Genomic DNA, 25,528 nt, shown 5'->3' on the forward strand with positions numbered 1-25,528 from the left:
TTCCGATCCTAGTGTATCAGAAAAGTGTAACACAGGGAGCGTAACAATGTTGAAGACCCTACTGAAGGGCGGCATCGCCGCCGCGGCGCTCTGGGCCGCGGCGCCCGGCGCGATGGCTCAGGAACTGGTGATCGGCCTGCGCGCCGGCCCCGACTCGATCGACCCGCACTGGTCGACGCTGGGCAGCCAGGCCGAGGCGCTGCGCCATGTCTTCGACACGCTGGTCGGCGTCGACGAGAACCTGCAGCTGATCCCCGGCCTCGCCACCGGCTGGGAGCCGATCGACGAGGACACCTGGGAGTTCAAGATCCGCGAGGGGGTGCAGTTCCACAACGGCGAGACGCTGACCGCCCATGACGTGAAGTTCTCGATCGAGCGCATCCCCGCCGTCACCGGCCCGATGTCGATGACGATCTACACCAAGCGCGTGAAGGACGTCGAGGTGATCGACGACAACACGCTCCACGTGCATACCAACGGCACCGCGCCGTCGCTGCCCAACGATTTCATCCGCCTCTTCGTGGTGCCCGCCTCGACCGGCATGGAGGCCGGCAACGAGGAGTTCAACTCCGGCGAGAAGGCGATCGGCACCGGCCCCTACGAATATGTCAGCTGGGAGCCCAAGGGCGACCTCAAGCTCGAGCGCTTCGACGGCTACTGGGGCGAGACGCCGCACTGGCAGACCGTGATCCGCCGCGAGATCGCCGACGACGCCGCCCGCGTCGCGGCGCTGCAGTCGGGCCAGGTCGACCTGATCAACTACGTGCCCGCCTCGGACTACCTGACCATGCAGGGCAACCCCGACCTCGACACCTTCGTGTCGGACTCGGTCTACATCCTCAACATCGCCCCGTCGGTGAAGGACGAGGAGCCGCAGCCGATCACGATCGACGGCAAGGAAGTCGAGGGCAACCCGCTGCAGGACCTGCGGGTGCGCAAGGCGCTCGACCTCGCGATCGACCGCAACACGCTGGTGCGGGTCGTGCTCGAGGGCCTCGGCACGCCGGCCAACCAGCTGATGCCCGAGGGCTTCTTCGGCTATTCCGACAAGCTGGGCGAGCGGCAATACGACCTCGAGCAGGCCAAGGCGCTGATGGCGGAGGCGGGCTACCCCGACGGCTTCGAGATCGACTTCACCTGCACCAACAACCGGGTGCCGGGCGACGCGGTGGTCTGCGAGGCGCTGGCGCAGATGTGGTCCAAGCTGGGGCTGAAGGTGAACGCCCAGGCGCTGAACGGCACGGTGTTCTTCCCCGCCGCCGCGCGCGAGGAATACACCATGACCATGTCGGCCTGGGGCACGCTCACCGGCGAGGCGAGCTACACCTACGGCTCGCTCACCCACTCCAAGGATGACGAGCTGGGCCTCGGCGCGTTCAACCGCACCGGCTACGCCAATGCCGAGTTCGACACGCTGTTCGACGAGGGCCAGATGACCCTCGACGAGGCCAAGCGCCGCGACCTGTTCGAGCAGGCCTCCTTCATCGCCATGGAGGACCGGGCGCTGATCCCGACGGTGATCCTGCAGACGGTCTGGGCCGCCGAGGCCGACACGCTGAGCTTCACGCCGCGCACCGACCAGGAAACGCTGGCCTACAAGATCAGCCCGGCCGAGTGACCCGACCCGGACCGCCCCGCCCGCGCGGGGCGGTCCCCACCCCGTTTTCCGAAGGACCCGCATGACCGGCTTCCTCCTCCAGCGCCTGATGCAGGCCGCCGCGGTGATCGTCGCCATGTCGGTGATCGTCTTCACCGGCGTCTTCGCGATCGGCAACCCGATCGACGTGCTGATCGACCCCGGCGCCGACCAGGCGATCCGCGCCAAGCTGATCGCGCAATACGGCCTCGACCAGCCGCTCTGGCGCCAGTATTTCGCCTTCGTCGGCAACGTCGTGCGCGGCGATCTCGGCACCTCGATGGTCTACAACGTGCCGGTCGTCGACCTCGTCTTCTCGCGCCTGCCCGCCACGCTCGAGCTGGTGCTGGTCTCGGTGACCATCGCCGCCGGCATCGGCATCCCGGCCGGGATCTGGGCCGGCTACCACCCCGGCAGCCTCTCGGCCCGCGCCATCATGGCGCTGTCGGTGCTGGGCTTCTCGGTGCCGACCTTCTGGATCGGCATGCTGCTGATCATGACCTTCGCGGTGCAGCTCGGCTGGCTGCCCTCCGGCGGGCGCGGCGATCTCGGCCAGCTCCTGTGGTTCGAGACCTCGCTCGCCACCGCCGACGGCTGGAGCCACGTCATCATGCCGGCGATCAACCTGTCGCTGTTCAAGATGGGCCTGATGATCCGGCTGTCGCGCGCCGGCATGGTCGAGGCGATGCGCACCGACTACGTCCGCTTCGCCCGCGCCCAGGGCCTGCCCGACCACCAGATCGTCACCCGCCACGTGCTGCGCAACATCTCGATCCCGCTGGTCACCGTGTTCGGCCTCGAGCTGGGCTCGACGCTGGCCTTCGCGGTGGTGACCGAGAGCGTCTTCAACTGGCCCGGCGTCGGCAAGCTGATCATCGACTCGATCCTGCAGCTCGACCGGCCTGTGATGGTCTCCTACCTCGTGATGGTCGTGGTGCTCTTCGTGCTGATCAACCTCGTCGTCGACCTGATCTATGCCCGCCTCGACCCGCGGGTCCGCCTGAAGGGGGGCGCCTGATGTCCGACACCACCCTGAGCGAGGGCGGCCCGGTGCCGGTGCCCTCCGCGCCACCGGCCGAGACTCGCGCCACCCGGCTGCGCCATTTCTGGGACGACTACCGCCGCGCGCCGATGGCCGTGGCCGCGCTCGGCCTCGTCGTGCTGATGCTGCTTCTGTCCTTCGGTGCGCCGCTGGTGGCGCCGCAGGACCCCTACGACATGGCCGCGCTCGACTATGCCGACGCCTTCCTGCGCCCCGGCGAGACCGGCAGCGGCGGCTACGTGCACCTGCTCGGCACAGACAATGCCGGCCGCGACATGCTCTCGGCCATCCTCTACGGGCTGAAGACCAGCTTCGTGATCGGGCTGAGCGCGGGCGCGCTGGCGCTGGCGCTCGGCATCTCGGTCGGCCTCACCGCCGCCTATTTCGGCAGCCGGGTCGAGGCGCTCTTGATGCGCGTCGTCGACCTGCAGCTCTCGATGCCGGCGATCCTTCTGGCGCTGGTGCTGGTGGCGGTGCTGGGCCAGGGCGTGGCGCAGATCGTGCTGGCGCTGGTGGTGGCGCAATACGCCTATTTCGCCCGCACCACCCACGGCGCCGCCACCGCCGAGCGGCGCAAGGACTACATCGAGGCCGCGCGCTCCACCCCGCTGCCGACCCACCGGGTGCTGCTGCGCCACCTGCTGCCCAACGTCATGCCGCCGCTGATCGTGGTCGCCACCGTGCAGGTCGCCAGCGCCATCGCGCTCGAGGCGACGCTGTCCTTCCTCGGCGTCGGCCTGCCGCTCACCGAACCGTCGCTCGGATCGCTGATCTCGAACGGCTTCAAGTACATCCACACCGACCGCACCTGGCTGTCGATCTATCCCGGCGTGGCGCTGATGGTCACCGTCGTGGCGATCAACCTCGTCGGCGACCAGGTCCGCACGGTGCTCGACCCGAGGAACAGCCGATGACCGCCGCTCTCGACGTGCGCGGGCTCACCACCCGCTTCGACACCCGCGCGGGGCTCGTCACCGCCGTCAACGACATCAGCTTCTCGGTCGAGCCCGGCCGCATCCTCGGCCTCGTGGGCGAGAGCGGCTCGGGCAAGAGCGTCACCGGCTTCTCGATCCTCGGACTGATCGACGCGCCCGGCGAGGTCGCGGCCGGCGAGATCCGCGTCGCCGGCACCGAGCTGCGCGGGCTCGCCCCCGCCGCGATGCGCCGGATGCGCGGCAGCAAGGTCGCGATGGTGTTCCAGGACCCGATGATGACCCTGAACCCGGTGCTGCGGGTCGGCGACCAGATGGCGATGGCGGTGCGCGTGCACGAGCGCATGTCGAAGCGCGCCGCCTGGGCGCGGGCGCGCGACGCGCTCGCCACCGTCGGCATCCCCGCCCCCGAGGAACGGCTGATGGCCTATCCGCACCAGCTGTCGGGCGGGATGCGCCAGCGCGTGGCGATCGCCACGGCGCTCCTGCACCGCCCCGGCGTGATCATCGCCGACGAGCCGACCACCGCGCTCGACGTCTCGATCCAGGGCCAGATCCTGGCCGAGATCCGCCGCCTGGCCGACGAGACCGGCACCGCCATCGTCTGGATCACCCACGACCTCGCCGTGGTCTCCAGCCTCGCCGACGAGATCTGCGTCATGTATGCCGGCCGCATCGTCGAGCGCGGCCCGGCCGAGGCCGTGATCGCCGCGCCGCGCCACCCCTACACCCGCGGCCTGCTCGACAGCGTGCCAAGCGGCCATGCCCCGGGCCAGCCGCTGCCGCAGATCCCCGGCTCGACGCCGCAGCTCGCCAACCTGCCCGCCGGCTGCCCGTTCCGGCCGCGCTGCCCGCGCGCCACCGACCTGTGCCGCACCACCCCGCCCGCGCGCGGATCGGACGGGCGCGAGGTGCTCTGCCATCACCCGCTGGAGGCCGCATGACCGAGCCGCTGCTGAAGATCGAGGCCGTCTCCAAGCGGTTCTCGCGCCGCCCCGCTTTGGCCGAGCGCCTCGCCGGGCGGATCACCGGCCGCCCGGCCCGCGACGAGACGGTGCACGCCGTCACCGACGTCACGCTCGAGGTGGCGCGCGGCGAGGTGCTGGGCGTGGTCGGCGAAAGCGGCTGCGGCAAGTCCACGCTGGGCCGCATGGTGGCCGGCATCCACGCCCCGAGCGAGGGCCGCGTCACGCTCGCCGGCCAGCCGGTCGCGCGGGATCGGGGCGGCCACGTGACCAAGCTCACCCCGAATGTGCAGATGATCCACCAGGATCCCTTCGCCAGCCTCAACCCGCGCATGAAGGTCGGCGAGACCATCGCCGAGGGCCCGCGCCAGCACGGCCTGACCCCGCCCGCCGAGATCCCGGCCATGGTGCGCGCGCTGATGGCGCAGGTCGGGCTCGAGGGCGCCTATGCCAACCGCCTGCCGCACCAGTTCTCGGGCGGCCAGCGCCAGCGCATCGCCATCGCCCGCGCGCTCGCCATGCGGCCCGACCTTCTGGTGCTCGACGAGGCGGTCGCCTCGCTCGACGTGTCGATCCAGGCGCAGGTGCTCAACCTCTTCCTCCAGCTGCGCCGCGATCTCGGCCTCACCGCGCTCTTCATCAGCCACGACCTGTCGGTCGTGCGCCATGTCTGCGACCGGGTGGCGATCATGTATCTCGGCCGTCTGGTCGAGCTGGCCCCGGCCGAGGAGCTCTACGCCGCGCCGAAGCACCCCTACACCGCCGCGCTCTTCGCCTCGGTGCCGGAGATCGGCCGCGGCCGCCGCGCCTTCCACCCGATCGAGGGCGAGATCCCCTCGCCGCTCGACCCGCCGCCGGGCTGCCCGTTCCACCCGCGCTGCCCGATGGCCGGCCCGCGCTGCCGCACGGAAGTGCCGGCGCTCGGCCCCGCCGGGCCGGGCCGCGCGGTGGCCTGCCACCTCGAACATGGCGGCACCGGCGCGGAGGTCGCGGCATGAACGCCTTCGCCGACCGCGTCGCCCGCATCAACGACCTGCTCTGCACGGTCAACCTGCTCAACTGGGACGCCCGCGTCACCATGCCCAAGCGCGGCGCCGAGACGCGCGGCCACCAGGTCGCGACGCTGAAGGGCCTCGCCCGCGAGGCGATCCTCGACCCGGCGCTGCGCGACCTCGCCCTGGCCGAGCACGAGGCGGCCCACGACCCCGTCCGCCGGCGCGGCGCCGAGGCGGTGTTGCAGGCGATCGACCACCACGCGCGCATCCCCGCCAAGCTGTTGCGGATGCAGGCCGAACGCTCGGCGCTGGCCGGCGCGGCCTGGGCCGAGGCGCGCGCCGCCTCCGACTTCTCGATCTTCCGCCCGCATCTCGAGGCGGTGGTCGGGCTGGCGCGCGAGACGGCCGACGCGCTCGGCCATGACGGCCATTCCTACGACCCGATGGTGCAGGTGTTCGAGCCGGGCGAGACAGCCGCCAGCCTTTCGGCGCTGTTCGACCGGCTGCGCGCGGGCATCCTGCCGATCCTCGACGCCGCGCGCGGCCGCCCCGCGCCGCGCACCGACTTCCTCTACCGGCACTACCCGCCCGAAACGCAGCAGGCCTATTGCGCCGGCCTCGCCCGCGATCTCGGCTACGATTTCGGCCGCGGCCGGCTCGACACCGCCGTGCATCCCTTCGAGATCAGCTTCACCCGCGAGGACGTGCGCATCACCTCGCGCTGGCGGCCCGACTACCTGCCGATGGCGATCTTCGGCACGATCCACGAGACCGGCCACGCGCTCTACGAGATGGGGGTCGATCCGGCCCACACCCGCGGCGTCCACGCCACCGACCTCGTCGGCCTCTACGCCGTCGGCGGCACCAGCTTCGGGATGCATGAAAGCCAGTCGCGTCTGCTCGAGAACCATGTCGGCCGCAGCCCCGGCTTCTGGTCGGCGCAGTTCGCGGGGCTGCGCGACGCCTTCCCCGAGCAGCTTCGCGACGTGAGCGAGGCCGAATGGGTCGCCGCCATCAACCGGGTCGAGCCCGGGCTGATCCGGGTCGAGGCCGACGAGCTGAGCTACGACCTGCACGTCATACTGCGGGTGCGGATCGAGATGGCGCTGATGGACGGCTCGCTCGCCGTGGCCGACCTGCCCGAGGCCTGGAACGCGGCGATGCGCGAGGATCTGGGCCTATCGGTGCCCGACGACGCGCGCGGCTGCCTGCAGGACGTGCACTGGTCGTCTGGCTATATCGGCTCCTTCCCGACCTACACGATCGGCAACCTCACCGCGGCCCGGATCATGGCGCATCTCGACAAAAGCGCGCCGGGCCTCCGCGCGGCGGCCGATCGCGGCGACACCGCGCCGCTGCGCGCGGCGCTCGGGCAGCTGGTCTGGCGGCACGGCCGTTCGAAGAGCCGGGCCGAGCTGCAGGCCGAACTGGACGGCCCGGCCGACGACCCGACGGACTATCTGGGCTACCTGCGCGGCAAGTTCGGCTGACGCCGCCCGCGCCGATCGCCGCGGCCGCAACCCCCGCGGGAAGCGACATCTCGGCACCGTTCCTCTCGCGCCCCCTGTCGGACCGGGTCGGAACGTTCCATACTGGCGCGACGCAGCCCGAGACCCAAGGAGCCCCGATGCCCGACAGATCCCAGCGCCGGATCACCATCCTCGACGTCGCGCGCGAGGCCGGCGTCTCGAAATCCACCGTCTCGCTGGTGCTGCGCGGCTCCTCCCTCGTCAATGCCGAGACCCGCGACCGGGTCGAGGCGGCGGCCGAGCGGATCGGCTACGTCTACAACCGTGGCGCGGCGGCGCTGCGCTCGGCCACCAGCTCCTTCGTGGCGCTGGTCATCCCCGACCTCGTCAACCCGTTCTTCGCCCAGCTCGCCGTCGCGGTCGAAGAGGCGCTCTCGGCGCGCGGCTTCGTGCCGCTCCTGGCCAACACCAACGACTCGCCCAACCGGCAGCGCGACCTCATGCGCTCGATGCGCGAGCACGGCGCCGCCGGGGTGATGATCAGCCCCGCGCAGGGCACCCCGCCCGAGGATCTCGCCGGGCTCGGCCTGCCGATCGTGACGATGATGCGCCGCCCGGCCAGCGCGCCCGACCCGGCGCTGCCCTATGTCGGCCCCGACAATGCCGACGGCGCCCGCCGGATCGCCGCGCATCTGCACGGCCTCGGCCATCGCCGGCTCGCCTTCCTCGGCGGCACCACCGGCATGTCGACCCAGCATGAACGGCTCTCGGGGCTGCGCGCCGGTCTCGCCGCCGCCGGGCTCGACCCCGACCGGGCGGTGACGGTGCATGACGCGCTGCCCTCGCGCAGCGGCGGGCACGCGGCGGCGCTGGAGGTGCTCGCGGCGGCGCGCGAAGGCGACCGGCCCACCGCCTTCGTCGGCTACAACGACATCGTCGCCTTCGGCGCGGGCGGGGCGCTGCGGGCGCAGGGGCTCCGGATCGGCCGCGACATCGCGCTCACCGGCTTCGACAACGTCGCCGAGACCGCGCATCACGCGCCGCCGCTGACCACGGTGGACGTGCGGATCGACGATCTCGGCCGCGCCGCGGCCGCGGCGCTTCTGGCGCGGATCGGCGGCGAGGCGGTGCCGCCCGAGACGATCCTGCCGACCCGGCTGGTGGTCCGCGAGTCCTGCGGGGCGCCGGGGGCCGGCGCGACGGAGCCCGTCAGACCGAGCTGAGCAGGATGCTGGTCTCGCTGTTGGTGATGCCCTGCACCGCCCGCACCTCGCGCAGCACCCGGTCGAAATCGGTCAGGCTCTCGGCCGTGAGATGCGCCACGAGATCCCACTTGCCGTTGGTCGAGTGCAGCTGCCGCAGCTCCGGCAGGCCGCGCAGCCGCCGGATCACCGCCGTGGTCGACTGGCCCGAGACCTCGATCATCATGATCGCCTGCACCCCGTCCGGCCCGTGATCCTGCCGCGCCCGCACGGTGAAGCCGAGGATCGCGCCGCTGTCGAGCAGCCGGTCGAGCCGCGCCTGCACCGTGGCCCGCGTCACCCCCAGGAGCGTGGCGAGCTTGGAGACGGGCGCGCGCCCGTCCTCGCGCAGCTGCGCGATCAGCCGGCGGTCGAGCTCGTCGAAGACATGCATGCGGATCTCGCGTCCTTCCTGCGCAATCTGGTCGAACTTCGCACCCGGATCGCGCAACTTGCCCATACATCATGAAATACCGGGCGGCTAGGCCTTGGCCCATGTCGAAACCTGACGGAGCCCAGCCCATGCCATCGCCCCAGGCCCCGCGCGCGGTCGTGATGATCCGCCCGCATCACTTCGCCCCCAACGCCCAGACTGCGGCCGACAACCGGTTCCAGTCCCTGCCCGGCGCGGCCGAGGCCGCCACCGTGGCGGCGCGCGCGCATCATGAGGTGAGCCGCGCCGCCGAGCGGCTCGCCGCGGCCGGGCTGCGGGTGCACCTGTTCGAGGACGAGGGCCGCGACACGCCGGACTCGGTCTTTCCCAACAACTGGTTCTCGACCCATGCCGGCGGCCATGTCGCGCTCTACCCGATGCACGCGCCCAACCGCCGCGCCGAGCGGCGGCCCGACGTGATCGAGATGCTGAAGGCCGAGTACCGGGTGCAGGACGTGATCGACTATTCGGGGCTGGAGCCCGACGGGCTGTTTCTCGAGGGCACCGGCGCGATGGTGCTCGACCATGTCGAGCGCGTCGCCTACGCGGCCCGCTCGAAGCGCACGAGCGAGGTGCTGCTGGAGCGGTTCTGCACCCATTTCAACTTCGAGCCGGTGGTGTTCGACGCGGCGGACGAGACCGGCACGCCGATCTACCACACCAACGTTCTGATGTGCGTGGCCACCCGCTTCGCGCTGGTCGGCGCGGATTGCATCGCCGATCCGGCCCGCCGCGCCGAGATCCTGACGCGGCTCGGCGCGCAGGGGCGCGACGTGATCGCGCTGAGCCAGGCGCAGATCGCCGAGTTCGCGGGCAACGCGATCGAGCTGGAGGGCGCGGACGGCCCGCGGCTGGCGCTCTCGGCGCGGGCGCTGGCGGCGCTCGACGCCGAGCAGCGCGAGCGCATCTCCCGCCACGCGGCGCTGCTGCCGCTGGAGATCCCGACCATCGAGATGGCGGGCGGATCGGTGCGCTGCATGCTGGCCGGCCTGCATCTCAGCCCGCGCGGCGCGGGCTGAGCCCCGCACCCCGGCGCTCAGGCCCGCACGAGGATCGCGCGGAAATCGTTGACGTTGGTCAGCGTCGGGCCGGTCACCACCTGCCCGCCCACCGCCGCGAAGAAGCCATGCGCGTCGTTCGTGGCCAGCGCCGCCTCGGGCGAGCGGCCCGCCGCGCGGGCGCGCGCCAGCGTGCGCGGCCCGACGATCGCGCCCGCCACCTCCGCCGCCCCGTCCACCCCGTCGGTGTCGCAGGCGATGGCGTCGATGCCGGGCTGCTCGCGCAGCGCCAGCGCGAGCGCCAGCGCATACTCGGCGTTCGGCCCGCCGCTGCCCTCGCCGCGCCGGGTCACCGTGCATTCGCCGCCCGACAGCAGCAGCAGCGGCGCGTCGCCGGGACGCAGCTCCGCCTGCCGCGCGCGCGCCAGCCGCGCCTGCTCCGCCGCGACCTCGCGCGCCTCGCCCTCGATCGCGTCGCCGAGGATCTCGACCCGGCAGCCGGCGCGCCGCCCGGCCGCCGCGGCGGCGGCGAGCGATTGCGAGGGCGCCGCCACGAGCCGGGTCTCGCAGCGCGACAGCCGCGCGTCATCCGGCGAGATCACCCCCGACGGCCCGTCGAGCAGCTCGGCCACCGAGGCCGGCACCGCGATGCCGTGCCGGTCGAGGATCGCCCGCGCCTCGGCCGGGGTCGAGCGGTCGCCCACCGTCGGGCCGGAGGCGATGGCGGCGAGATCGTCGCCCGCCACGTCCGAGATCACCAGAGCGGTCATCCGCGCGGGCCAGGCGGCGGCGGCGAGCCGGCCGCCCTTCACCGCGCTCAGATGCTTGCGCACCGTGTTCATCGCCTCGATCGGCGCGCCCGAGGCCAGGAGCGCCGCGTTGATCGCGCGCTTCTCCTCCAGCGTGACCCGCCCGGCCGGCGCCACCATCAGCGCCGAGGCGCCGCCCGAGACCAGCGCCAGCACCTCGTCGGCCTCGCCCAGCCCCCCGAGCAGATCCAGCATCCGCCGCGTCGCCGCGCGGCCGCGCGCATCCGGCACCGGGTGCGCGGCCGAGGCGATCTCGATCCCCGCGCAGCGCCGCTCGTAGCCGTCGCGGGTGATCACCAGCCCTTCGCACGGCCCCCAGACCTGCTCGACCGCCTCGGCCATGCGCGCCGCGGCCTTGCCGGCCCCGACCACCAGCCGCCGCCCCACGGGCCGCGGCGGCAGGGCCGCCGGCAGGCAGCGCATCGGGTCGGCCGCCGCCACCGCCGCGTCGAACAGCGAGCGCAGCAACTCTTCGGGGGAAGGGGTCATCGCGTCACTCCAAGGCTCGACCGGCGCGCCACCAGCTCCACCGGCAGGCGCCGGCTGTCGGGCGGCCGCCGGCCCGTGTCGATCCAGTCCAGAAGGGTCGCCGCGGCGTCGCGGCCGAAACGGGCGGTGTCGCAACGCACCGAGCTCAGCTGCGGGAAGACCAGCGAGCATTCCTCGATGTCGTCGAAGCCCACCAGCCGGAACGTCTCGCCCAGGGCCACGCCGGCCTCGGCGAAGCCCGACAGCATCCCGAGCGCCACGAGGTCGCTGAAGCAGACCGCCGCGTCGATCTCGGGATGCGCCCGCGCCAGCTCCAGTGCCAGCTCGCGGCCGAAGCCGCGCGAGGGCCGGCCCGGAAAGACCCGCGGCGCGCGCCCCTCCGCCGCCATCACGTCGGCATAGCCCGCCATCCGCTCGAGCGTGATCGGCCGGTCCTCGAGCCCGCCGACGAAGGCGATGTTGCGCGCCCCGGCCTCGACGAGGTGGCGCGTCGCCAGCCGGCCGCCCTCGCCGTAGTCGAGCGAGGCGAAGGGGAACAGCTCGGTCCGCGGATCGACCCGGCGCAGCACCTGCATGCAGGGGATGGCCGCGCGCGCGATCCGGTCGAAGCCGGTCGCGTCGCCATAGGCCGGCGAGATCACGATGGCCGAGACGCCATGCTCGATCATCGAGTCGATCACCTGCGCCTGCAAGACCGGATCCTCGTCGGTGTTGGCGATCACCGTGGCGAAGCCGCGCTCGGCGAAGCCCATCTGCGCGCTGGCCGCGAACTCGGTGAAGAAGGGGTTGCGCAGGTCGTTGATCACGAGGCCGACCAGCCCCTTGGCCGCGCCGCGCAGGCCCGCCGCGGCGCGGTTGTAGACGTAGTCCAGCTCGGCCATCGCCGCCTCGACCTGCGCGCGGGTGCTGTCGCGCACCAAGGGCGAGTCCTGCAGCACCAGCGAGACGGTGGATTTCGACACCCCCGCCCGCCGGGCGACATCGCGGATCGTGGCGCGCCGGCCCACCGCGCTCAGCCCAGACCGTGCAGCTTCAGCAGCAGCCCCATCCGGTCCTCGGCCAGATCGGGCCGCGCCAGCAGCCGCGCCCGGTCGGCGAGCCGGTAGAGCGCGGCGTAATGGGTGATCTCGCGCGAGGACTGGAAGCCGCCGGGCATGACGAAATGCGACTGCGCGCCGTTCAGCCATGCGAGGAAGGCGATGCCCGCCTTGTAGAAGCGGGTCGGCGCCTTGAAGATCTCGCGCGAGAGCGGGACGGTCGGCTCGAGCAGCGCGTGGTAGGTCGCGACATCGCCGCGCGCCAGCGCCTCGAGCGCCTGGCTCGCCGCCGGCGCGATCGCCGCGAAGGCCCCGAGCAGCGCGTGCGAATGGTGCCGCCCGTCGCCCTCGATCAACGGCGCGTAGTTGAAATCGTCGCCGGTATAGAGCCGCACCCCCTCGGGCAGGCGGGCCCGGAACGCCTCCTCATGCGCCTGGTCGAGCAGCGAGATCTTGATGCCGTCCACCTTGTCGCGATGCGCCGCGATGATCGCCAGCACCGCGTCAGAGGCGGCGGCGACGTCGCGCGTGCCCCAGTAGCCCGAAAGCGCCGGGTCGAACATCTCGCCCAGCCAGTGCAGGATCACCGGCTCAGCCGCCTGCTCGAGCAACCGGCCATAGACGCGCGCGTAGGTCTCGACATCGGCCCCGATCGCGGGCAGCGCGCGGGTGGCCATCAGGATCACCTGCCCGCCCTCGGCCTCGATCGCCTCCATCTGCTCGGCATAGGCGGCGACGATCGCCGCCTCGTCGCGCAGCGCCTCGGGCGGGTGCTGGTCGGTGCCCGCGCCGCAGGCGACGCGGGGCCGGAGCGGATGCGCCTTGGCCTCGCGCATGGTCCGGGCGATCAGCTCGCGCGCGGTCGGCCAGTCGGTGCCCATGCCGCGCTGCGCGGTGTCCATCGCCTCGGCCAGCCCCAGCCCCTGGTCCCAGAGCCAGTGCCGGAAGCGCAGCGTGTTCTCCCAGTCCACCGCCGGCGCGCCGACCCAGGGGTCGCGCTCGCGCAGCGGGTCGGAGACGACATGCGCCGCGGCAAAGGCGGTGCGGGTCAGCGGCAGCGCGGGCGCGCGCGGCACCAGCGGCTCGCCGCTCAGCGCATAGGGTTCGAGCCGGTGGTCGGGGGTGGGCAGGTTCAGCATGGATCTCTCCGGAAGATGGGTCAGCGGGCGGCGACGGGCAGGTCGAAGACGAGGATGCCGTCGCGCCCGCCCTCGGCATGGGCGGTCAGGTTTTGGCCGAAACGGACATGGTCGGGATGCGCCTGGTAGGCGGCGAGCGCGTCCCAATCGGCGAAATCGGCGGTGAAGCCGTGCAGGTAGCCGCGCTCGATCCCCTCCGGGCTCTCGCTGCGGCCCGAGGCGATCGACAAGAGCCCCGGCACCCGGCCCTCGATGGCGTGCAGCTCCTCCCAGAGCGCGGCGATCTCGGCCTCCCCGGTGCCGGGGGCGAAGCGGACGAGGACGATGTGGCGGATCATGCGGGCACCCCGTGATCTTCGCGGATCATGTCGGCGGCCTTCTCGCCGATCATGATCGCCGCGGCGTTGGTGTTGGACGAGATCAGGTTCGGCATGATCGAGGCGTCGGCCACGCGCAGCCCCTCGATGCCGTTGAAGCGCAGCCGCGGGTCCAGCACCGCCGCCGGGTCGCTGCCCATCCGGCAGGTGCCGGCCGGGTGGTGCGAGGTCTTGGAGTGCCGGCAGATGAAGTCGAAATACTCGTCGTCGCTGCGCACCTCCGGCCCCGGCAGCCGTTCGGCCCGGACGAAGGGGGCGAGCGGCGACTGCGCCATGATCTCCTGCGTCAGCTTCAGCCCGCGGATCGACATCTCGCGGTCGCGCGGATCGGCGAGGTAGTTCGGGTCGATCAGCGGCGCCTCGGCCGGGTCGGCGCTGCGCAGCCGGACCGAGCCGCGCGAGCGCGGCCGCAGGTAGCAGGAATTGAGCGTGACGCCGCCGTCGGGCATCGCCTCGACGCCGGCCTCGATGCCGGTGCCGAGCCCGAGATGGAACTGCAGGTCGGGCGAGCGCGCGTCCGGGTCGGCGTACCAGAAGCCGCCGGTCTCGAACAGGCTCGAGGCCACCGGCCCGCTGCGCGAGATCAGGTATTGCAGCCCGGCCAGCACCGACCAGTGCGGCTTGGCGTAGCGGTCGTAGCTGTGCGGGCCGGTCAGCTCGCAGATGCAGTAGAGGTCGAGATGGTCCTGCAGCTCGGCGCCGACGCCGGGCTGGTCGTAGACCGGCTCGATCCCCAGCTCGCGCAGCGCGTCGGCCGGCCCGATCCCCGACAGCTGCAGCAGCCGCGGCGAGCCGATCGCGCCCGACGACAGGATCACCTCGCAGGTCGCGTCGATGCGGCTGCCGTCGACCATCTCGACGCCGCGCGCGCGGCCGCGCTCGACCCGGATCCTTCGCACCTGCGCGCCGGTGCGCACGGTGAGGTTGGGCCGGTCGCGGTTCGGCGCGAGATAGGCCATCGCCGCAGAGGATCGCCGCGCGTCGCGCTGGGTCAGCTGGTAGAAGCCGACCCCGTCCTGGCTGGCGCCGGTCAGGTCGTGGTTGCGCGGGATGCCGAGCTCGGCCGCCGCCTCGAAATAGGCCTGGCAGACCGGCAGCGGCGCGCGCGGCTGCGACACGCCCAGCGGCCCGCCTTTGCCGTGGTAGCGGTCCTCGAAGCTGTCATTGTCCTCGGCCTTGCGGAAATAGGGCAGCACGTCGTCATAGCCCCAGCCGGTGCAGCCCTTCTGGCGCCACTCGTCGTAGTCGAGCGGGTTGCCGCGGGTGTAGATCTGCGCGTTGATCGACGAGCCGCCGCCGATCACCTTGGCCTGTGTGTAGCGGAACACCCGGCCCTGCATGTGCGCCTGCGGCACGCTGCTCCAGCCCCAGCTGCCGATGCCCTTGGTCATCTTCGCGAAGCCCGCGGGCAGGTGGTAGAAGGGGTGCCGGTCGCGCCCCCCCGCCTCCAGCAGCAGCACCCGCACCTGCGGATCCTCCGAGAGCCGGGCCGCGAGCACGCAGCCCGCGCTGCCGCCGCCGATGATGATGAAGTCGTAGCCGTCTGCCATGGTGGGTCCTCAGAGTCGCGGGATCGACAGGCCGCCATCGACGCGGATCGCGCTGCCGGTGGCGAAGGCCATCCGGCCCTCGGCGATCGGCAGCACCACCTCCGCGATGTCCTCGGGCCGGCCCCAGCGCGCCGCCGGCACCAGCCCGCCCTCGATGCGGCTGTCGTACTTGTCCTTCACGCCGGCGGTCATGCCGGTCTCGATGATGCCGGGGCGGATCTCGAACACGCCGATGCCATGCGGCGCGAGCCGCACCGCGAAGAGCTCGGACATCATCGCCGCCCCGGCCTTGGAGATGCAGTACTCGGCCCGCTCGACCGACACCATCTCGGCGCTGACCGAGGTGACGAAGCTGATCGAGCGGTAGGCCCCGGCCGGCCGCGCCAGCATCCGCCGCGCCACCTCCTGCGCGAGGAAGAAGGCGCCGCGCAGGTTCACGCCCAGCACGAAGTCGAAGCTGTCGGGCGCGAGGTCGAGCATGTCGCCGCGCGCCTTGGCCGGCACGCCGGCGTTCGAGACGAGGCAGTCGACCGGCCCGAGATCGGCCTCGATCCGGTCGATGAGGCCGGCATGGCCCTCGATCGCCTGCAGGTCGTGGGCGTAGTAGCGCGCCCCCGGCCCCAGCCGCTCCAGCGCCGCCTGCACGTCGGCGTGCTCGGCCGGGCTGCGCGAGGCCAGCGCCACGGCAAAGCCGGCGCGGGCGAGGGTTTCGGCGATGCCGAGGCCGATGCCTCTCTGGCCGCCGGTGATCAATGCGACGCGGGTCATGCTGCGAGATCCTTCTCGATGGTGCGGGCCGCGCGCAGCGCCAGCGCGGCCACGGTGAGCGCCGGGTTCACGGCGGCCGAGGTCGGCAGCGCGCCGGCATCGGCGATGAAGAGGTTGGGGTGGTCCCAGCACCGCCCCTCGGGGTCGGCGACCGAGCGCGCCGGATCGTCGCCGATCCGCAGCGTGCCGCATTGATGCGAGGGCACGCGCCCGTCGAACAGCCGCGACAGCACCAGCGGGAAGCCGGCGGCGCGGAAGGTCTCGCGCGCCTTCGCCACCAGCCGGCGATGCGCGGTCATGTTGGAGCGGCGCCAGTTCAGCCGGATCTCGCCGCCCGACAGCGTCACCCGGCTCTCGGGGTCGGGCAGGTCCTCCGAGATCACGTAGGCGTCGACCGCGTGGCCCGAGATCCAGCGCGCCGCCGCGCGCGGCAGGCGCGGCGCCTGGATCTTCAGGATCTCCGGCACCACCCGGCCGAGCAGCTGCAGGTTGCCCAAGGGCGGCCCGCCCGCCCCGTCCGACAGGTACCAGTCGTTGATCCCGAAGGTCTTCTGGTAGGTGCTGTCGTTGCAAAACCGCGGGTCGATCGCGATCAGCGCGCTGGCGTTGTGGTTCATGAAGCAGCGCCCGACCTGGTCGTTGCCGATCTCCGAGCGCAGCATCAGCGCCGCCGACTGCACCGCCCCGGCGCAGAGCGCCACCATGCGCGGCGCGAGCCTGTGCGCCTCGCCGTTCTTCTCGTAGACCACTTCCGCGATCCGGCGGCCGTCCGGCCCGGTGCGCAGGGCCGTGACCCGCGCGCCGGTGACCAACTCGACATTGTCATGCGCCAACGCGGCGGCCAGCCCGCAGGTCTCGGCGTCCATCTTGCCGCAGCGCTGGTCGGGATAGCCGTCCCAGCCGGTGCGCCCGGCGGCGAGCCAGCGCTCGACATCGACGCCGAGCGGCAGGCTGAAGGGCCGGGCCCCGGCCCGCTCCAGCCGCGCGCGCACCGCCGCGATCGCGGGCTCGTCGGGCACCGGCGGGTGCGGGTAGGCCGCGGCGTGCGGCGGCTCGGTCGGGTCCTCCCCGGCGGCGCCGCGCACCCGGTAGAGCGCCTCGGCCCGGTCGTAATGCGGCGCCAGCTCGTCATAGCCGAAGGGCCAGGCCGGCGAGACGCCGTCATGGTGGCGCAGCGCGCCGAAATCCTCGGCCCGGTAGCGCATCAGCACCGCGCCGTAGAACTTCGAATTGCCGCCGACATTGTAGTAGTTGCCCGGCGAGAAGCGCCGCCCCGCCCCGTCGAGCCATGTCTCGTCGGAGCGGAAGGCGCTGTTGCCATGCACCCGCTCGGGGTCGCGCGCCGGGGCGTCGTCGGCGATCGGCGCGCCGCGCTCGAGGATCACGATCCGCGCGCCGCTCGGCGCGAGGCCGGCGGCCAGGCTCGCCCCGCCCATGCCGCTGCCGATCACCACGATGTCCGGTCTGGGTGCCATGTCGCCTCAGGAGATCCGCATCTCGGTCTTCGGATCGAAGGCCACGGCCTTGTCCATGTTGATCGCGAAGGGGAAGTGCTCGCCCGCCCGCACCGGCACGTCGGCCCGGAAGCGGCCGGTCACGTCGCGCCCGCCCATCTGGCTCACCACGAAGATGTCGGACCCGGCCGGCTCGGTCACCTCGACGCGGGCGTCGATCACCTGCAGCGCGCGGGCGTTGCGGTCGGCGCCGTCGCGGTCGGTGATCGCCTCGGGCCGGATGCCGAGCATGATCTCACGCCCCTCCTGCCCCTCGAAGCCCTGCGCGAACGGCAGCCGCGCCAGGCTGCCGTCGCCGAGCCGGATCTCGGCCGCGGGCCGGCCCTCATGGCCGGTCACCTTCGCCGGGAACAGGTTCATCGAGGGCGAGCCCATGAAGCCCGCCACGAACATGTTGGCCGGGTTGTCGTAGATCTCCTTAGGGGTGCCGAGCTGCTGCACATGGCCACCATACATCACCGCGATCCGGGTCGAGAGCGTCAGCGCCTCGATCTGGTCATGGGTGACGTAGACGATGGTGGTGCCGAGCTTCTGGTGCAGCTTCTTGATCTCGGTGCGCATGTCGACCCTGAGCTTGGCGTCGAGGTTGGACAGCGGCTCGTCGAACAGGAACACGTCCGGGTCGCGGGTCAGCGCCCGGCCCATGGCGACGCGCTGGCGCTGGCCGCCCGAAAGCTGGCCGGGCTTGCGGTCGAGAAGCGGCTCGATCTGCAGAAGCTGCGCCACCTCGCCGATCTTGCGCTCGCGCTCGGGCTTGGGGATGCCGTGCATCTCCATGCCGAAGGCGATGTTGCCGCGCACCGTCATGTTCGGGTAGAGCGCGTAGCTCTGGAACACCATGGCGATGTTGCGCTCGGCCGGCTTGACGCCGTTCATGCTGCGGCCGCGGATCGCGATGTCGCCCGAGCTGACCTCCTCGAGCCCGGCGATCATGTTCAGCAGCGTGGACTTGCCGCAGCCCGAGGGGCCGACCAGCACCAGGAACTCGCCCTCCTCGATCGAGATGTCGGTCTCGTGCAGCACCTTGACCGCGCCGTAGGACTTGGTGGCCCGTTTGATGTCGAGAAAGCCCATGGGATTATCCTTTCACGGAACCCGCCATCAGCCCGCGCACGAAGAAGCGGCCGGCGACGGCGTAGACGAACAGGGTGGGAAGCGCGGCCATGATCGCGCCGGCGAAGTGGACGTTGTATTCCTTCACGCCGGTCGAGGACTGCACCAGGTTGTTGAGCGCGACGGTCATCGGCTGGCTGTCGAAATCCGAGAACGAGGCCCCGAACAGGAAGTCGTTCCAGATGTTGGTGAACTGCCAGATGATGCAGACCACGGCGATCGGCCCCGACGAGGGCAGAAGGATGCGCCAGAAGATCCGGAAGAAGCCCGCCCCGTCGATCTGCGCCGCGCGCACCAGCTCGGTCGGGAAGGCGGCGTAGTAGTTGCGGAAGTAGAGCGTCGAGAAGCCGATGCCGTAGACGAAGTGGACGAAGACCAGCCCCGGCACGCTGCCGGCGAGCCCCATCAGCCCCAGCATCCGCGCCATCGGGATCAGCACCATCTGGAACGGGATGAAGCAGCCGAACAGCAGCAGCCCGAACACCAGCGTCGCGCCGCGGAAGCGCCACTTGGTCAGCACGTAGCCGTTGAGCGCCCCCGCGATGGTCGACAGCGCCACCGCCGGCACCACCATCAGGATCGAGTTGACGAAGTAGGGCCGCAGGCCCGTGGCCTCGACGCCGACCTGCGCGCTCGACCAGGCGGCGCTCCAGGGCGCGGTGGTCCATTCGCCGGGCAGCGCCATCATCCCGCCCGCCGTGATCTCGGAAAGCGGCTTCAGCGAGTTCGACAGCATCACGTAGAGCGGCAGCAGGTAGTAGAGGCAGAACAGCGTCAGCACGGCGTAGAGCACGAAGCGCGGCAGATGCGCGGCGAGCCGCGAGCGGCCGCCCGACCGCGCCGGCGCGCCGGTGCCGGCCAGGATCGCCTCTGAGGTGGGTGCGGTGGCCATCACGACTTCTCCCTGAGTTCGGACCAGAGATAGGGGACGATGATCGCCGCGATGGTCATCAGCATGATCACCGCGGAGGCCGCGCCGATCCCCATCTGGTTGCGCGTGAAGGTGTAGGAATACATGAAGGTCGCCGGCAGCTCGGTCGCGGTGCCGGGGCCGCCGCCGGTCAGGGCGATGACGAGGTCGTAGGACTTGATCGCCATGTGGGCGAGCACCACGAAGGCCGACATGAAGGCCGGGCGCAGCTGCGGGATGACGATCCGGCGATAGAGCGCGAAGTTGGTGGCGCCGTCGATCCGCGCCGCCCGCAGCATCTCGCTGTCGATGCCGCGCAGACCGGCGAGGAACATCGCCATCACGAAGCCCGAGGTCTGCCAGACCGCGGCGATGACGATGGTGTAGATCGCCATGTCGCTGTCCTTGATCCAGCCGAAGCTGAAGCTCTCCCAGCCCCAGCCGCGCATCACCGCCTCGAGGCCGATGCCCGGGTCGAGGAACCACTTCCAGGCGACGCCGGTGACGATGAAGCTCAGCGCCATCGGGTAGAGGTAGATGGTGCGGATCGCGCCCTCGGCGCGGATCTTCTGGTCGAGCAGGATCGCCAGCATCAGCCCCAGCGCGCAGCAGATCGCGATGTAGAGCAGCCCGAAGATCGCCAGGTTGGCGACCGCCGTGTCCCAGGCGCGGATGCGGAACAGGTTCTCGTAGTTCTGCCAGCCGACCCAGCCGAAGGAGGGCAGGATGCGGCTGTCGGTGAAGGACAGGTAGAAGGTGAAGGCGATGAAGCCGTAGACGAAGACCGCGACGATCGCGACGGTCGGGCTCAGGACGAGTTTCGGCAGGGCGTCGCGCAGCCGGTCGGCCGCGCCGGGCCGGCGCGCCGTCTCGGAGATGGACATGGCGGTTCTCCCGGTTGCTGGCTGGGGCGGGGGCGGCGCGGGGCCGCCCCCGGGGTGTGTGTCACCGGTTGATCTGCACCGCGGTCACCAGCTCCTCGACGGCGACCTCGCCGTCATACTCGCCGTTGAAATGCGCGGTGACGACGTCGTACATCGCGTTCTTCACCGCCGCCGGGTTGGCGTGGCCATGCGCGAAGGAGCCCAGCAGGTTGCCGGTCTCGGCCGCGGCCTTGAACTCGGCGTAGCCCTGCTGGCCGCAGGCGTCGAGCGCGTCCGCCTCGAGATCGGTGCGCGCCGGCACCGAGCCCTTCACCTTGTTGAAGGCGATCTGGAACTCGGGCGACAGGATCGCCTCGGCGAGCGCCGCCTGCTGGTCGGAGACCGCGCCGGCCTGGTCGAACATGGCGAACTGGTCGGAGTTGAAGATCACCTGCTCCTGGGTGCCGGGGAAGCGGAAGCACAGGAAGTCCTCGCCCGGCGTCTCGCCGGCATTGAGGAACTCGCCCTTGGCCCAGTCGCCCATCAGCTGGAACGCCGCCTCGTCGTTGATCACCATCGCCGTGGCGAGGTTCCAGTCGCGGCCCGAGAAGTTGTCGTCGACATAGCCGCGCAGCACCGCCATGCGGTCGAAGACCTCGCGCATGGTGTCGGAGCCGAGCGTCTCCTCGTCGAGCTCGATGAAGGCCTTCTGGTAGAATTCCGGCCCGCCGGTGGCCATCGCCACCGCGTCGAACACGGTCGCGTCCTGCCAGGGCTGGCCGCCATGGGCGAGCGCGACGTAGCCCGCCGCCTTGGCCGCGTCGAGCGCGGCGACGAAGCCGTCCCAGTCCTGCGGCGGCTCGAGGCCCAGCTCGTCGAGGATGCCGGCATTGGCCCAGACCCAGTTGGTCGAATGCACGTTCACCGGCGCCGCGACCCACTGGCCGTCATGCGTGGCGAAGCGCTGGATCGCCGCCGGGATGACCTGGTTCCAGCCCGCCGCCTCGGCGATCGGGTTGAGATCGGCCAGCGCGCCCTCGGCGGCCCAGTCCTGGATGTCGAAGCCCAGCATCTGCACCGCGGTCGGCGCGTTGCCCGAGGTGACGCGGGCGCGCAGCACCGTCATCGCCTGGGTGCCGCCGCCGCCGGCGACCGGCATGTCCTGCCAGCCGATGCCCTGCCCGCCGAGATCGTCCTTGAGCACGTTGAGCGCCGCGGCCTCGCCGCCGGCGGTCCACCAGTGCAGGACCTCCACATCCTGCGCCTGGCCCATCGTCGCGGTGCCGAGCGCGGCGAGCGCCGTCATGGTTGCCGTCAGTCTACGCATGGTTCTCCTCCCTGTTGCGTATCCGTCCCGTGATCCGCGGCCTCAGGACCGCCCGGGTGTCTCGACCCAGGGCGCCCGCGACGCGCGGCCGATCCGCATCGTCACCGTCTTCGCCTCCAGGAATTCCTCCAGCCCGTAGCGGCCCAGCTCGCGGCCCTGGCCGCTCTCCTTCATGCCGCCGAAGGGCATCTCCGGAAATCCGTCCATCCAGGTGTTGGTCCAGACCGTGCCGGCCCGCGCCCGGCGGGCGAAGTCGAGGCAGGTGTGCACGCTCTCGCTCCAGACCCCGGCCGAGAGCCCGTAGCTCGCGTCGTTGGCCAGCCGCACCGCCTCGTCGAACTCCGAGAAGCGCAGCACCGACAGCACCGGGCCGAACACCTCCTCGCGCGCGATCGGCATCTCGGGGCGCACGCCCGACAGCACGGTCGGCTGGTAGAACTGGCCCTCGAGCCCCGCGACCTGCAGCGCCGCGCCGCCGAGCCGCAGCTCCGCGCCCCCGGCGACCGCCGCCTGCACATGCGCGTCGATCTTGCCCTGGTGCTCGGGCGAGATGATCGCGCCGACCTTGGTGACGGGGTCGAGCGGGTCGCCGAAGGGCACCGCGCGCGACAGCGCCACGACCTTCCCGATCAGCGCCTCGGCCACGTCCTCGTGGACGATCACCCGCGAGGAGGAATTGCAGCATTCGCCGGCGTTGAAATAGACCCCGAAGGCGATCGCGTCGGCGGCGGCGTCGAGATCGGCGTCGGGGAAGATCACCTGCGGGTTCTTGCCGCCGAGCTCGAGCGACACCTTCTTCAGCGTGCCCGAGGCCGCGGCGGTGATCGCCTTGCCGACCGCGGTCGAGCCGGTGAAGGTCACCATGTCGACCCGCGGGTCGGTGGTCATCGCCGCCCCCACCGGGTCGCCGTAGCCCAGCACGATGTTGACCACCCCGTCCGGCAGACCGGCCTCGAGCAAGAGCTCGCCCAGCATCACCGTGCTCGACGGCGTCAGCTCCGAGGGCTTGACCACCGCCGTGCAGCCCGCCGCCAGCGCGAAGGGCAGCTTCTGGCTGACGATCAGGAAGGGGAAGTTCCACGGCGTGATCACCGAGACGACGCCGATCGGCTCCTTCAGCACCACGCCCAGCATGTCGGGGCCGAGCGTGTTGTGGCTCTCGCCATGCATGGTCCGCGCCAGCGCCGCGGCGTAGCGCCACAGATCGGCGGCGCCGGCGATCTCGTCGCGCGCCTGCGAGATCGGCTTGCCCGATTCCAGCGTCTCGATCCGGGCGATGCGTTCGATGTCGCGCTCGATCAGGTCGGCCACCTTCAGAAGCAGCGCGGCGCGCGACTTGCCGTCGCGGCGCGACCAGTCGCCCGCGTCGAAGGCGGCGCGCGCCGCGGCGACGGCGGCGTCGACCTCGGCCGGCCCGCCGCGCGCGGCGGTGCTGGCGACGGTGCCATGCGCGGGCGAGCGGCGCTCGAACCGGGCGCCGCCGGCGCTGTCGCGCAGCGTGCCGCCGATCAGGTGGCGGGCGTGGTAGGGGGCGTCGCCGGGCGTCGCGGCGGCGGCGGAGATCACGGTCAGCTCGGTCATGCTCAGCTCCCGGGGAAGTTCGGTTTGCGTTTCTCTGCGAAGGCGGCCACGCCCTCGTCGCGGTCGGCCGTGGCGCCGGCCATGCCGCCGCCCAGGGCCTCGATCATCGCGGCGCGGTCCTCGCCCACGGCGGCGTGGATCATGTATTTCGCCACCTCGACGGCGCGCGGCGACACCGCGGCCAGCCGCTCGGCCATCGCGAAGGCGGCGGCGTCGGGTTCCTCGGCCACCTCGCAGGCGAAGCCCATGGCATGGGCGCGGCCTGCGTCGATGCGGCGGCCGAACAGCGCCATCTCCTTGACCACCGGCTCGCCGATCAGCCGGACCAGCCGCTGCGTGCCCGACCAGCCCGGCACGATGCCGACACCGGCCTCGGGCAGCGCCAGCGTCGCGCCCGGCGCCATCACCCGCGCGTCGCAGGCCGCCGCCAGCTCCAGCCCGCCGCCGAAGGCATGCGCGCCGATCGCCGCGACGCTCGGCACCGACAGCCGCGCCAGCCGGTCGAACACCCGGTGGCCGTCGCGCACCCAGTGGCGGGCGAACTCGGCCGGGGCCAGCCCCGACCACGCCGCGATGTCGGCGCCCGCGCAGAAGGCCCGCGCAGGCGCGGCTGTCACCACCACCGCGCGCAGCGCGCCGTCGCGCTCGATCGCGGCGCAATGCGCCTCGAGCGCGGCCAGCATGTCGGGCGTGAAGGCGTTGAGCTTGCCGGGGTTGTCGAGCCGCAGCTCGGCCACCGCGCCGTGGCGTATGAGATCGAGCCCGCTCACAGCTTCAGCTCCATTGGCGCCTCGGCCAAGAGCGCACGCGGCATCAGGGTCGCGTTTTCGGCCACCGTCACCCGGCCCTCCGAGGCCGCGACGATGTCGCGCTCGGGCTCGATCCCGGGCATGATCTCGGTCGCCACCAGCCCGGCCTCGGTCAGCCGGATCACGCAGCGTTCGGTGACGTAGAGCACCTCCTGCCCGGTCTCGCGCGCCCGCGCCCCCGAGAAGGTGACATGCTCGACCTCGTCGACCATCTTGGTGAACTTGCCCGGCGCGCGGACCCTGAGCCCGTCCTCCGACAGGTCGAGATCGGCCCCCGCCTCGAACAGCCCGGAAAAGACGATCTTGCGGGCATGGGCGGTGATGTCGACGAAGCCGCCGCAGCCGGCCGTCAGATACGGCTTCTTGCCGAGCTTGGAGACGTTGACGTTGCCCGCCCGGTCGATCTCGAGGAAGGACAGGAAGGACAGGTCGAAGCCGCCGCCCTGGAAATAGGTGAACTGCTGCGGCGAGGGCATGTAGGCATCGGCGTTCGAGGCGCAGCCGAAGGCGAAGTCGAGAAGCGGCATGCCGCCCGTCGCGCCCTGCTCGATCGCCCATGTCACCGCGTCGGGATGCCCGGCCTCGAGCAGGATGCGCGGCACCAGCGCCGAGATGCCGAAGCCGAGATTGGCGGTCATGCCGCCGGACAGCTCCAGCGCGGCGCGGCGCGCCAGCACCTTCTCGACGCCGTGCGGCGCGGCGCTGAAGCTCGACCAGGGCCGCATGATCTCGCCCGAGATCGCCGGGTCGTAGAGCGTCTCGGTGGTCTGGCGCTGCTCGGCATCGACCACGACGAGGTCGACGAGGTGCCCCGGCACCCGCACGTCATGCGGCCTGAGCGAGCCCGCCGCCGTGACCCGCTTGACCTGCGCGATCACCAGCCCGCCATGGTTGCGCACCGCGATCGCCTGCTCGAGCCCGCCCAGATAGGCGCCCTCGTGCTCGTAGGTGAGGTTGCCGCGCTCGTCGGCGGTGGTGGCGCGGATGATCGCCACGTCGGGCACGATGTTGGGGAAGTGCAGCCAGGTCTCGCCGCCCATCTCGTGGCGCGCCACGATCGGCGCCTCGGCGGCGGCGGCGTTCATCGCGCAGCCCTCGCGCACCGGGTCGACGAAGGTGTCGAGCCCGACCTTGGTCAGCACGCCGGGCCGGCGCGCGGCGACGTCGCGATGCATGTCGAACAGGATGCCCGAGGGCACGTTGTAGGCCGCGACCCGGTTCTCGACCAGCATCTTCCAGATCCCCGGCATCGGCAGCGAGGACGGCCCCGACGGGTAGGAGCCGGCGATGATCCGCGACAGCAGCCCGTCGCGGGCGATGTGGTCGATGCCCTTGATGCCGTACATGTCGCCCGCGGCGATCGGGTGCAGCGTGGTCAGGGCGCGCGGGTGGCCCTCCGCCTCGAAGCGCGCGCCGATCGCGGCGAGCACCGAGTCGGGGCAGCCCAGCCCCGACGAGGAGGAGACGGTGACGACGGCGCCGTCGCCGATGCGCTGCGCGGCCTCGGCCGCGGAAACGATCCGCGCCATGC

At 71.9% G+C, this 25,528-nt stretch carries 23 protein-coding genes; 8 read left to right on the plus strand and 15 right to left on the minus strand.

Annotation, left to right across the window (positions count from 1 at the left end; all coding sequences use genetic code 11):
- Nucleotides 1-46: 46 nt before the first annotated feature.
- The 7 genes from BLT43_RS13490 (at nt 47) to BLT43_RS13520 (ending at nt 8,262) form a co-directional block, all read left to right on the plus strand.
- Entirely contained in the window at nt 47-1,618 is a 1,572-nt protein-coding gene (locus BLT43_RS13490; protein WP_090113645.1) for an ABC transporter substrate-binding protein, read from the plus strand.
- Nucleotides 1,619-1,679: 61 nt separating this feature from the next.
- Nucleotides 1,680-2,654 (plus strand): ABC transporter permease, encoded by a 975-nt coding sequence (locus BLT43_RS13495; protein ID WP_090113646.1) that lies wholly within the window; start codon nt 1,680-1,682, stop codon nt 2,652-2,654.
- Nucleotides 2,654-3,592 carry an ABC transporter permease gene (locus tag BLT43_RS13500; protein ID WP_090113648.1) on the plus strand — a complete coding sequence of 313 codons (939 nt, stop codon included), beginning with the start codon at nt 2,654-2,656 and terminating at the stop codon, nt 3,590-3,592. The genes BLT43_RS13495 and BLT43_RS13500 overlap by 1 nt, the downstream gene beginning before the upstream one ends.
- Nucleotides 3,589-4,554, plus strand: coding sequence for an ABC transporter ATP-binding protein (locus tag BLT43_RS13505; RefSeq protein ID WP_090113650.1), 966 nt, complete (start codon nt 3,589-3,591; stop codon nt 4,552-4,554). Before BLT43_RS13500 ends, BLT43_RS13505 begins: the two co-directional genes overlap by 4 nt.
- Nucleotides 4,551-5,573, plus strand: a complete 1,023-nt coding sequence (locus BLT43_RS13510) for an ABC transporter ATP-binding protein (protein ID WP_090113652.1) — start codon at nt 4,551-4,553, stop codon at nt 5,571-5,573. The genes BLT43_RS13505 and BLT43_RS13510 overlap by 4 nt, the downstream gene beginning before the upstream one ends.
- The gene (locus tag BLT43_RS13515) at nt 5,570-7,060 is read left to right on the plus strand and encodes a gluzincin family metallopeptidase (protein ID WP_090113654.1); all 1,491 of its coding nucleotides are present in this window, start codon (nt 5,570-5,572) and stop codon (nt 7,058-7,060) included. The genes BLT43_RS13510 and BLT43_RS13515 overlap by 4 nt, the downstream gene beginning before the upstream one ends.
- A gap of 137 nt (nt 7,061-7,197) precedes the next feature.
- Entirely contained in the window at nt 7,198-8,262 is a 1,065-nt protein-coding gene (locus BLT43_RS13520) for a LacI family DNA-binding transcriptional regulator (RefSeq protein WP_090113656.1), read from the plus strand.
- On the opposite strand, the gene BLT43_RS13525 is transcribed toward BLT43_RS13520, so the two are convergent.
- On the minus strand, nt 8,249-8,740 hold the full coding sequence (locus tag BLT43_RS13525; RefSeq protein ID WP_341349846.1) for an Lrp/AsnC family transcriptional regulator: 492 nt from the start codon (nt 8,738-8,740) through the stop codon (nt 8,249-8,251). The genes BLT43_RS13520 and BLT43_RS13525 overlap by 14 nt on opposite strands.
- Before the next feature lie 62 nt (nt 8,741-8,802).
- On the opposite strand from BLT43_RS13525, the gene ctlX reads away from it, so the two are divergent.
- Nucleotides 8,803-9,732 carry a citrulline utilization hydrolase CtlX gene (gene ctlX / locus BLT43_RS13530; RefSeq protein ID WP_090113658.1) on the plus strand — a complete coding sequence of 310 codons (930 nt, stop codon included), beginning with the start codon at nt 8,803-8,805 and terminating at the stop codon, nt 9,730-9,732.
- Nucleotides 9,733-9,749: 17 nt separating this feature from the next.
- Here ctlX and BLT43_RS13535 read toward each other — a convergent pair whose 3' ends face one another.
- The 14 genes from BLT43_RS13535 to BLT43_RS19260 form a co-directional block, all read right to left on the minus strand.
- Nucleotides 9,750-11,009, minus strand: coding sequence for a glycerate kinase type-2 family protein (locus BLT43_RS13535; RefSeq protein ID WP_090113659.1), 1,260 nt, complete (start codon nt 11,007-11,009; stop codon nt 9,750-9,752).
- The gene (locus BLT43_RS13540) at nt 11,006-12,016 is read right to left on the minus strand and encodes a LacI family DNA-binding transcriptional regulator (RefSeq protein ID WP_090113661.1); all 1,011 of its coding nucleotides are present in this window, start codon (nt 12,014-12,016) and stop codon (nt 11,006-11,008) included. Before BLT43_RS13540 ends, BLT43_RS13535 begins: the two co-directional genes overlap by 4 nt.
- A gap of 5 nt (nt 12,017-12,021) precedes the next feature.
- Nucleotides 12,022-13,185, minus strand: coding sequence for a dihydrodipicolinate synthase family protein (locus BLT43_RS13545; RefSeq protein ID WP_090113663.1), 1,164 nt, complete (start codon nt 13,183-13,185; stop codon nt 12,022-12,024).
- A gap of 20 nt (nt 13,186-13,205) precedes the next feature.
- A complete protein-coding gene (locus BLT43_RS13550; RefSeq protein ID WP_090113665.1) occupies nt 13,206-13,523 on the minus strand; it encodes a Dabb family protein in 318 nt (105 codons plus the stop codon).
- Complete coding sequence (locus tag BLT43_RS13555; RefSeq protein ID WP_090113666.1) at nt 13,520-15,112, minus strand: GMC family oxidoreductase; 1,593 nt, start codon at nt 15,110-15,112, stop codon at nt 13,520-13,522. The genes BLT43_RS13550 and BLT43_RS13555 overlap by 4 nt, the downstream gene beginning before the upstream one ends.
- Before the next feature lie 9 nt (nt 15,113-15,121).
- A complete protein-coding gene (locus BLT43_RS13560) occupies nt 15,122-15,880 on the minus strand; it encodes a 3-ketoacyl-ACP reductase (RefSeq protein WP_090113668.1) in 759 nt (252 codons plus the stop codon).
- Nucleotides 15,877-17,355: an FAD-dependent oxidoreductase gene (locus BLT43_RS19245; protein WP_090113670.1), complete on the minus strand. Its 1,479-nt coding sequence runs from the start codon at nt 17,353-17,355 to the stop codon at nt 15,877-15,879. Before BLT43_RS19245 ends, BLT43_RS13560 begins: the two co-directional genes overlap by 4 nt.
- Nucleotides 17,356-17,361: 6 nt before the next feature.
- Entirely contained in the window at nt 17,362-18,468 is a 1,107-nt protein-coding gene (locus tag BLT43_RS19250) for an ABC transporter ATP-binding protein (RefSeq protein ID WP_090113671.1), read from the minus strand.
- Nucleotides 18,469-18,472: 4 nt separating this feature from the next.
- On the minus strand, nt 18,473-19,399 hold the full coding sequence (locus BLT43_RS13575; protein ID WP_090113673.1) for a carbohydrate ABC transporter permease: 927 nt from the start codon (nt 19,397-19,399) through the stop codon (nt 18,473-18,475).
- Nucleotides 19,399-20,301: a carbohydrate ABC transporter permease gene (locus BLT43_RS13580; RefSeq protein ID WP_207497553.1), complete on the minus strand. Its 903-nt coding sequence runs from the start codon at nt 20,299-20,301 to the stop codon at nt 19,399-19,401. Before BLT43_RS13580 ends, BLT43_RS13575 begins: the two co-directional genes overlap by 1 nt.
- 61 nt (nt 20,302-20,362) lie before the next feature.
- Complete coding sequence (locus tag BLT43_RS13585; RefSeq protein WP_090113675.1) at nt 20,363-21,607, minus strand: ABC transporter substrate-binding protein; 1,245 nt, start codon at nt 21,605-21,607, stop codon at nt 20,363-20,365.
- A gap of 42 nt (nt 21,608-21,649) precedes the next feature.
- A complete protein-coding gene (locus BLT43_RS13590) occupies nt 21,650-23,188 on the minus strand; it encodes an aldehyde dehydrogenase family protein (RefSeq protein ID WP_090113676.1) in 1,539 nt (512 codons plus the stop codon).
- A 2-nt stretch (nt 23,189-23,190) separates the two neighbouring features.
- Complete coding sequence (locus BLT43_RS19255; protein ID WP_207497554.1) at nt 23,191-23,958, minus strand: enoyl-CoA hydratase/isomerase family protein; 768 nt, start codon at nt 23,956-23,958, stop codon at nt 23,191-23,193.
- Complete coding sequence (locus BLT43_RS19260) at nt 23,955-25,526, minus strand: acyl CoA:acetate/3-ketoacid CoA transferase (RefSeq protein WP_090113678.1); 1,572 nt, start codon at nt 25,524-25,526, stop codon at nt 23,955-23,957. Before BLT43_RS19260 ends, BLT43_RS19255 begins: the two co-directional genes overlap by 4 nt.
- Nucleotides 25,527-25,528: the final 2 nt, after the last annotated feature.

This window comes from Limimaricola pyoseonensis, assembly GCF_900102015.1.
Lineage (GTDB): Bacteria > Pseudomonadota > Alphaproteobacteria > Rhodobacterales > Rhodobacteraceae > Limimaricola > Limimaricola pyoseonensis.